The organism is Micromonospora sp. NPDC049580, assembly GCF_040675595.1.
Classification (GTDB): Bacteria; Actinomycetota; Actinomycetes; order Mycobacteriales; family Micromonosporaceae; genus Micromonospora.
Genome location: NZ_JBFAPG010000307.1, coordinates 1 through 7,774 on the forward strand (window position 1 = coordinate 1; position 7,774 = coordinate 7,774).

Annotated in this window: 8 protein-coding genes and 1 pseudogene; 7 read left to right on the forward strand and 2 right to left on the reverse strand. The window is 69.1% G+C overall.

Features of this window, described 5'->3' with window-relative positions; all coding sequences use genetic code 11:
- From AB0J68_RS22080 to AB0J68_RS22095, 4 genes and pseudogenes are all read left to right on the forward strand, one after another.
- The coding region (locus AB0J68_RS22080) for a helix-turn-helix transcriptional regulator (RefSeq protein ID WP_363940305.1) at positions 1–1,076 on the forward strand (1,076 nt) is incomplete at its 5' end.
- A gap of 60 nt (positions 1,077–1,136) precedes the next feature.
- Complete coding sequence (locus AB0J68_RS22085; RefSeq protein ID WP_355066452.1) at positions 1,137–2,285, forward strand: acyl-CoA dehydrogenase family protein; 1,149 nt, start codon at positions 1,137–1,139, stop codon at positions 2,283–2,285.
- A 16-nt stretch (positions 2,286–2,301) separates the two neighbouring features.
- Entirely contained in the window at positions 2,302–2,766 is a 465-nt protein-coding gene (locus AB0J68_RS22090) for a MaoC family dehydratase (protein ID WP_355066453.1), read from the forward strand.
- Between the two features lie 156 nt (positions 2,767–2,922).
- Positions 2,923–3,156 (forward strand): annotated as a pseudogene (locus AB0J68_RS22095) (helix-turn-helix transcriptional regulator); the annotation flags it as partial.
- Positions 3,157–3,444: 288 nt separating this feature from the next.
- On the opposite strand, the gene AB0J68_RS22100 reads toward AB0J68_RS22095, so the two are convergent.
- Entirely contained in the window at positions 3,445–3,861 is a 417-nt protein-coding gene (locus AB0J68_RS22100; protein ID WP_363940307.1) for a hypothetical protein, read from the reverse strand.
- Between the two features lie 487 nt (positions 3,862–4,348).
- Positions 4,349–4,765 (reverse strand): VOC family protein, encoded by a 417-nt coding sequence (locus tag AB0J68_RS22105; protein ID WP_363940309.1) that lies wholly within the window; start codon positions 4,763–4,765, stop codon positions 4,349–4,351.
- Positions 4,766–4,838: 73 nt separating this feature from the next.
- Here AB0J68_RS22105 and AB0J68_RS22110 point away from each other — a divergent pair, with 73 nt between their 5' ends.
- The 3 genes from AB0J68_RS22110 (at position 4,839) to AB0J68_RS22120 (ending at position 7,719) form a co-directional block, all read left to right on the forward strand.
- A complete protein-coding gene (locus AB0J68_RS22110) occupies positions 4,839–5,513 on the forward strand; it encodes a hypothetical protein (protein ID WP_355066456.1) in 675 nt (224 codons plus the stop codon).
- Between the two features lie 389 nt (positions 5,514–5,902).
- Positions 5,903–6,286, forward strand: a complete 384-nt coding sequence (locus AB0J68_RS22115) for a hypothetical protein (protein WP_363940311.1) — start codon at positions 5,903–5,905, stop codon at positions 6,284–6,286.
- Between the two features lie 686 nt (positions 6,287–6,972).
- The gene (locus AB0J68_RS22120; protein ID WP_363940313.1) at positions 6,973–7,719 is read left to right on the forward strand and encodes a DUF6193 family natural product biosynthesis protein; all 747 of its coding nucleotides are present in this window, start codon (positions 6,973–6,975) and stop codon (positions 7,717–7,719) included.
- The last annotated feature ends 55 nt before the right edge of the window (positions 7,720–7,774 follow it).

Consider the following 7,774-nt stretch of genomic DNA (forward strand, 5'->3'; position numbering starts at 1 on the left):
CCGGGCTGGTGGTGGCCGTGGACGGCGCCGCGCACCGGCTCGCCGAGCGCGCCGTCGGGTTGGCGCGGGAACGGGGCGAGCTGTCCATGCTGTCCCGGGCGTTGGAGCTGCGCGCGGTAGCCGAGTACTGGCTGGGGCGGCACGAGGCCGCGGCGGAGACCTCCCGCGACGGGCTGCGGGTCGCCCGCGCCACCGGGCAGTTCAACTGCGCCAACGTCCACCTGGGTCTGCTCGCCGTGCTGGCCGCCGTCCGGGCCGACCGGGAGACCAGCCTGCGGCGGATCCGCGAGATCGGCCCGACGCCGACGCCGGGCAGCCGACCACACGCGCTCGCCGGGTGGGCGCTGGCCGTGCTCGACCTCGTCGACGGTCGGCACGCCGAGGCGGCGGCCCGACTGGCGTCGCTGGCCCGGCTCGGCACCGGCCGGGGTCAGGTGCTGGTCCAGGTGATGGCCACCCCGTACCTGGTGGAGGCGGCGGCCCACCTGCCGCACCGGCCGGCGGCGACAGCCGCGCTCGCGGCCTTCGACAGGTGGGCGAGCAGCACCGCGAGCCCGCTGCGCCGGGCGCTCTCGGCCCGGTGTCACGCGCTGCTCGCGCCCCGGGGCGGCGTCGAGGCGGAGCAGGAGTTCCGGACCGCGCTGCGACTGCACCCGACGGAGGATGGCGCCTTCGAACGGGCGCGCACGGAGCTGCTCTTCGGTCAGGACCTTCGGCGCAGCCGGCGTCCGCGGGACGCCCGGGGGCACCTGCACCAGGCCCGGGAGACGTTCACGTTGCTCGGCGCGGATCGCTGGGCCGAGCAGGCCACGGCCGAGCTGCGCGCCGCCGGGGAGTCGGTCGGTCCGCCGGACCTGCCGGCGGCACGGTTGCTGACCGGTCAGCAACTGCGGATCGCGCAACTGGTCGCCGAGGGCGCCACCAACCGGGAGATCGCCGCCCGGATGTTCCTGTCCACCCGCACGGTCGACCACCACCTGCGCAACGTCTTCCACCGGCTGGGCATCCGCTCCCGTACCGAGTTGGCCCGGACCTTCGCCGCCGAGCCGCACGCCGGACTGGCCTCCGACCGGTGAGCGCCGCCCGGGCACGGTCCGGTCTGGACGACGTAAACTATCACCGCTAGTTTATCCGTCATGGAGCTCACCCTGTCCGCCGAGCAGACGGCGGTCCGTCAGCTCGCCGCCGAGTTTGCCAACCGGGAGTTGACGCCGCACGCCGCCACGTGGGATCGGCGCGAATCGGTCGACCCGGCCATCGTCGGCAAGCTCGGCGACCTCGGCTTCCTCGGGCTGACCATCGCCGAGTCCGACGGCGGCTCCGGCGGCGACCACCTCGCGTACTGCCTGGTCCTGGAGGAGCTTGGCCGGGGCGACTCGGCCGTGCGTGGCATCGTGTCCGTCTCGCTCGGCCTGGTCGCCAAGTCGATCGCCGCCCACGGGTCGGCCGCGCAGCGGGCCGAGTGGCTGCCCCGGCTCTGCTCCGGGGCCGCGCTCGGCTGTTTCGGGCTGACCGAGCCGGACAGCGGATCGGACGCGGCCGCGCTGCGCACCCGCGCGGTCCGCGACGGCGACGACTGGCTGCTCACCGGCACGAAGACGTTCATCACCAACGGCACAACCGCCGACGTCGCCCTGATCTTCGCCCGCACCGGCGGTCCCGGCCACCGGGGCATCACCGCGTTCCTGGTGCCCACCGACAGTCCGGGCCTGACCCGGCGCGAGATCCACGGCAAGCTCGGCCTGCGCGGGCAGGCCACCGGTGAGCTGCGTCTCGACGACGTGCGGGTGCCCGACACCGCCCGCCTCGGGGCCGAGGGCGCCGGCTTCCGGCTGGCCCTGGCCACCCTCGCCAAGGGGCGGATGTCGGTGGCGGCCGGCTGCGTCGGCATCGCCCAGGGTTGCCTCGACGCGGCGGTCGGCTACGCCGGGCAGCGGACCCAGTTCGGCAAGCCGATCGCCGGGCACCAGCTCGTCCAGCAGCTGCTCGCGGCCATCGCCGTCGACACGGCGGCCGCCCGCCTGCTGGTCTGGCAGGTCGCCGACCTGATCGACCGCGACCAGCCGTTCGCCACCGAGGCGTCGATGGCGAAGCTCTTCGCCAGCGAGGCCGCCGTCCGCGCGGCCAACAACGCGGTCCAGGTCTTCGGCGGGTACGGCTACATCGACGAATACCCGGTCGGCAAGTACCTGCGCGACGCGCGGGTGGCCACCCTCTACGAGGGCACCAGCCAGATCCAACAGCTCCTGATCGGACGCGCGCTCACCGGCGTCAACGCCTTCTAGCTCTAAGGACACCCGGATGCGAGTCTTCACCTCCGTCGACGAGCTGACCACCGCGGTCGGCGAGACCCTCGGGCCCGGCCCCTGGCAGCGGATCGAGCAGGACCGCGTGGACCTCTTCGCCGACGCCACCGACGACCACCAGTGGATCCACATCGACCCGGTACGCGCGGCGGCCGGGCCGTTCGGCGCCACGATCGCGCACGGCTACCTGACCCTGTCGCTGTTGCCGGCGTTGGCCGGGCAGCTGTACCGCGTCCAGGGGGTCGCGATGGGAGTCAACTACGGGCTGAACCGGGTGCGCTTCCCCGCGCCGCTGCGGGTCGGCGCCGCCGTGCGGGCCACCGCCGTCATCGCGGAGGTGTCACCGGTCAGTGGTGGGGTGCAGATGGTCACGGCGGTGACCGTGGAGAGTGACGGCGGGGGCAAGCCAGTGTGCGTCGCCGAGACGGTGAGCCGCCTCTATGGCGAGGCGGGTCGCTGAGCGGTCGTCCGGACGGCATAGCTGTCAGGCGCTGAGGGTGCGTCTCCGGGCGCGGAGCGTGACGGGCTACGCACAAGGACGGTATCTCGACATGGCGGCCCGCCGGTGTAGAGGCCGGCGGTGCCGCCATTCCCGTCCTCTACCGGGAGCACCGCCATGACGGCCCACGTCGACCCACGCTTCGGCGCCACACTCCGGCAACTTCGTGAGCAGGCCGGCCTGTCCCTGCGGGCGCTCGCCCAGCTCACTCACCGCGGCAAGAGCCACCTCCACGAACTGGAGAATGGCAGCAAGGCAGCCACCTTCGAGACCGCTCGCCACCTCGACCAGGCGCTCAACGCAGGCGGCAGGCTCGCCCGCCTGGTCGCCGCTCCCGTCGACCACGAGGCTTCTGACCGGTGGAGGGGCCGACCGACACCGCGGCCGGTCGGCCGCTCGCGCATGGCCCCGTCGCCGTGCATGGGCTGGAGTCCGGTGGAACGTCGCCGACTGTCGGCGTACGGGTCCAGGTGCACAAGCAGGTGCGGCTGGAGCGTAGAGAGGTCGACGTTCCAGAAGGGGCGACGACGTCTGTCGAGCACCTTCCCATATCGCATGACGGACCGCCCTGCCGACGACATCCGTCACCGCTGAGGGTGGTCGCGCTCGCGCCCGACCAGCGGCAGATGAGTTATACGTTCAAGGCTGCTCGGGCAGGAACGGCGCGAAGTGCTCGGCCACTAGGTCGGCCACGGCTTCGGCGTCCCGTGATCCGTCGACCTCGATGACGCGGACCCCCAATCGGTGCGCGTTGCGGACCGCGTCTGCGGCGATCAACCGATCACGCTCGACGCGGTTGCGTTGAGCGAGTTGCGAGTCGCTGACCTGATGACCGATGGCGCCGGCACGGGGTAGCCGAGCGACCTGGCGTTGCCGGAACTCCTCGGCCGCGACCATGACCACCATCCGGCCGATAGAGCCGGCGACCGGCGCGACCAGTTCTGGGCGTAGCCCCCAGCCCTCAGCAAGGATGGGCCGAGGGGAGACGAGGGCACGCAGGTCGTCTTGCACCCACTGGAAACGGTCCGGGAAGTCGGCGATGACCTGATCTGCCATCTCCTCTGGCGTTGCTTGGATCCAGACTGCCTCCCAGTCCGGCCCGGTTGGGGACTCGCCGCGACGGACCCGCTGTGCTATCCGCCGATCATCATGGCCGCGAGCGTCGTGGTAGTCGTAGTGGTAATGGGTGAGGCCGCACCGCTCAGCGAGAATGCCAGCGACAGTGGATTTGCCGGCCCACTGGCCGCCGCCGATCCACAGGGCGCGTTGGAGCGTGGTGACGGGGTCCCATCTCATGTGTCACAGCGTGGAACCACCGCGCTACAAGATCAAGTCTTGTTCTTCGTCCGAGGACCTGATTATCTGAAGATAGGCCGGGCGGCACTTGATGCCAGGTGACGAGGGAGTCGACACCGCGACCTGCCATACCAGCGACATCTGTGAGCGCTGAACCCTGGATGACCTCTCATCGGCAGATCCGCGCACACTCAGAGGCACATCAGGACGTCTGACCTGGGCGCCTCGACTGACAACTGCGGCGACGTCATGCGCATCCGAGGAGGTCCCACCGGTTGCCGGCGATGTCGAGGAAGACCGCGACCCGGCCGTAGGGCTCGGCCCTTGGCTCCCGGACGAAGGTGACACCGGCCTCGGCCATCCGTCGGTAAGTGGCGTCGAAGTCGTCGACTCGGAGGAAGAACCCGACTCGGCCGGCTACCTGGTTACCAGTTGCGGCACGTTGGTGTTCTCCGTCGGCGCGAGCGAGGAGAATCCCGGTCTGGGCACCCGGTGGCCGGACGACGACCCAACGCTTGGGCCGCCCGTCAGTGGTCAGCGATGGGGAATCCTCGACGAGATCGAAGCCGAGTATGTCGGTGAAGAACGCGATCGCGGGTTCGTACTCGTCAACGATCAGGGCAACCAGATCGATCTGCACCACGGCAGCGTACGCAGGGTCCATCGTGCTCGCCGCCCACCCCGAGCGCTGTCGTCGTCGGCACGATCCGGCGCGGCGACCTGGTTAGATTCATGCCGTGACGAAGGTCGACGAGTTGCTGGCGACCGCTGCGGCCGATTCGTACGCAGATGCTTGGGACTCGCTATACGAGAAGGCGTGCCACGAAGGTTTCTCCGAGGCGGACGAAGCCTTCCTGATTCCGCGTTTGGCCGACCTCGCGGGCCGGTACGCACCGGCCGGCCGCGACAACGTTCTGATGCTTGCCGGCAAGATCGCAGCGGATCTTGATGAGGCTAACTGGCCGCGATACGCCGAAGTGTTCGCAACCATGCACCGGCTGACCAACGACTGGCTTGCCACACCGACCGACCGGCACTCGTTCGTCTTCCGTCTGCAGGCGGTGATGGCGCTGGAGGGTGACGAGCTCTGGGGGGCGGAGCTCGATCGGATCGTGCACGACGAGATCGAGGTCGAGTGCCCGCAGTGCGAGACGTCGCTGTTCGTGGCCTTCGGCGAGGATGGGTGTTTCGCCACCCACGAGGACTACGCCACGAAGCCGGACGTCGAGCAGACACCGCTACTGCCGACCGAACCGGACGAGTTGAACGGCGTCGGTCAACGGCTGCATCTGATGAGCGTGCAGGCCGGGCAGCAGTCCGTCGCCATTGCCCTCACCTACCTGTTCGGCCGTGCCACCTGCACGCAGTGCAGCACGACGTTCCGAGTGTCCGAGCAGGTCTTCCGGTATTGACCTGGGTGAGCCGTGACCCTGGCGACGCGGGCCTGGCCGACGGCCCGCCGAGGTACGCCTGCGCGATCCGACATACGACTTTCGACAGATCCGCGCACACTCAGCGGCAGATCCGGATGCCGTCAGTCGGACGCCCGGTCACGGAACTCGGCCGGACCGACATAGGGGTACCGCCTGGATTGCACCACGGCGCGACGATATCGACCCGAGCCCGAATACGGCTACACCAATTCAGTCCCGCGGATACGCCGAGTAACGCCCGGACGCGGCAGAAGAGGTCGCGCGACGAGTAGGGGGCTAGCGTGATTGAATCGTGCGATGTATCGGCGCGAGTAAGAGGAACTCGGTGGCCCATGATGGACGAGTTGGATGAGACGTGGAGGTGGTCCGTGTTGGACGATCCCGCCGTCATCTGGAACCGTGCCTGCGACTATGGGGCTGACGGTGAAGCGCCTGAAGGAACTCCGCTGGGGATTGCGCACCTTTCCTTCCTGCTACGTGTCTACAACTCGGCCATGGGCGGCGGCTTGGGCTTCGCCGTGGAAGTCAACGAACCTTTCCGCCTGAGACGGGCGATCGACGCGATGCGCTACTTCCGCCTGTCCGAGCTTGCTGACCTCCTGGCTGACGTCTTGAACCATGAGTCAGATGTCGAATACGCTGGATCGCGGGAACGTCAGTTCTATGACCTTCTCGGCCCAGCGGATGAGAATCTGGATAAGGCGTTCAGAGCCAAAGCGGCCGAGGCTCCTAGCGACTTCGGTCTTCGATAAAGTCCGCCGGCTCAGGCCGAGTGTTATGTGATCTGTGCACTCATCTCGGCTACTTGTTTCATTGACCTGCGACCGTGGCCCGGCCCGGCCCGGCCCGGCCCGGCCCGGCCCGGCCCGGCCCGGCCCGGCCCGGCCAGGCTTCGGTCGAGGCGCCCGGGCTGTCGTTCTCATTTCGGTTGCCCACGCTGGTCGTGTGGCTCTCATTTGGCCTGCGCGGCCCGGGCGTCGCCCCATGGCGGGGAGAGGCTCAAGAGGGGTTTGCTCGGCTCGAAGTAGCGTTGCCCTCCCGGCTCGACAACCCAGGTGGATCGAGCATCGGAGGACGCGGTGAGTGGCACGTCAGATCGTGTGGTCAGCGGGATGGACCCGCACAAGCGCTCGGTAACGATCGAGGTCATGGCCCGCGACGAGACCGTCGTCGGCGGCGGCCGGCAGCGGGCCCGGGAGGACAACGGGGAACGACAACTGGCTCCAGCGCGACCGACCCTCATCCCCCAGCCGGCTCTTCGGAGAAGTCACTTCCTGGACCCGCCGAAACCCAGGATAGAACTCTCCTCCTGGCGGTGTCTTGACAGAGAGGGGAGCCATGACCACGCGGATCGCGGCAAGAGCGGGTGCTTCGAGTCGACTCGATCCCGGCCGTCTCGCGGCTGTCCCGGCAGCGTGGTGGGGCAGAATCGTGAGCCGTGCCGACCTACCCCGATCCTGTTGTTCTCTATCCGGAGGTTGCTGCCGAGGGCAGCCTTGCGGCGGCGTTGCGAGCCGTCGCCATCCGGCAAGGGCTGTCCATTCGCGTGCCGGTTACGGCGTCCAATTCGTTGCATGGCGCTGTCGTTCCGACCACCCTCCCGCATCGTGAGGAGTTGAAGGTGTCCGCCAGCTACGTAGAGCGGCGGTGGTCTATTCGCAGTTGCGAGCGCGACCAAGGTCTGGCCTTGATCGAAGGAGACACGGTGGATCTCGGTCAGGTGGCGCGAGCCGCGCAGGCCTGGCATGACGGAGCGCACCTGACCGAGATCCCCCAGGCTGCGTCGTTCGTGAAACTGACTGGACGGTTCGAGGTGCCCGACCGCGATCCGGCAGGGCTGGTCGAATCGGAGTGGCGGCACCTGCGTACGGAGGCAGCGGAGGTGAACTGGCCCGAGTACCACGCGCTCATCGAGGCCGCGTACGCCGAGCCAAGGCTCCGGCAGCTCTACCCGTTCACCAGCCATTGGTCTCTGCGGTTCTCCACCAGCACCCGGCCCAGCCTCTCCCGTGATCTCCTGGTGTGCTTGCATGCCGGGCGAGGCAAGGACTACATCGTCACGATGGGCTACCTGGGACAGGAACTCGGTGAGACCGCTACAGCGGAGGAGGCCGTGTCATTGGCCGCGCGCAACCTGCCCGCCGATCTCAGTCCGGTGAGGTACGGCGCAGCCGAACAGAGCTAGTACTTCTCCGCCAGGCCATCCGCGCGTGGGCAGATCCGGACGCCGAGCGGCGCGG

What these genes read in the sequence shown, in the direction of transcription:
- AB0J68_RS22085 (WP_355066452.1), top strand. Translation starts at nt 1,137, where the DNA reads ATGGAGCTCACCCTGTCCGCCGAGCAGACGGCGGTCCGTCAGCTCGCC.
- AB0J68_RS22090 (WP_355066453.1), top strand. Translation starts at nt 2,302, where the DNA reads ATGCGAGTCTTCACCTCCGTCGACGAGCTGACCACCGCGGTCGGCGAG.
- AB0J68_RS22100 (WP_363940307.1), bottom strand. Translation starts at nt 3,861, where the DNA reads ATGGCAGATCAGGTCATCGCCGACTTCCCGGACCGTTTCCAGTGGGTG.
- AB0J68_RS22105 (WP_363940309.1), bottom strand. Translation starts at nt 4,765, where the DNA reads ATGGACCCTGCGTACGCTGCCGTGGTGCAGATCGATCTGGTTGCCCTG.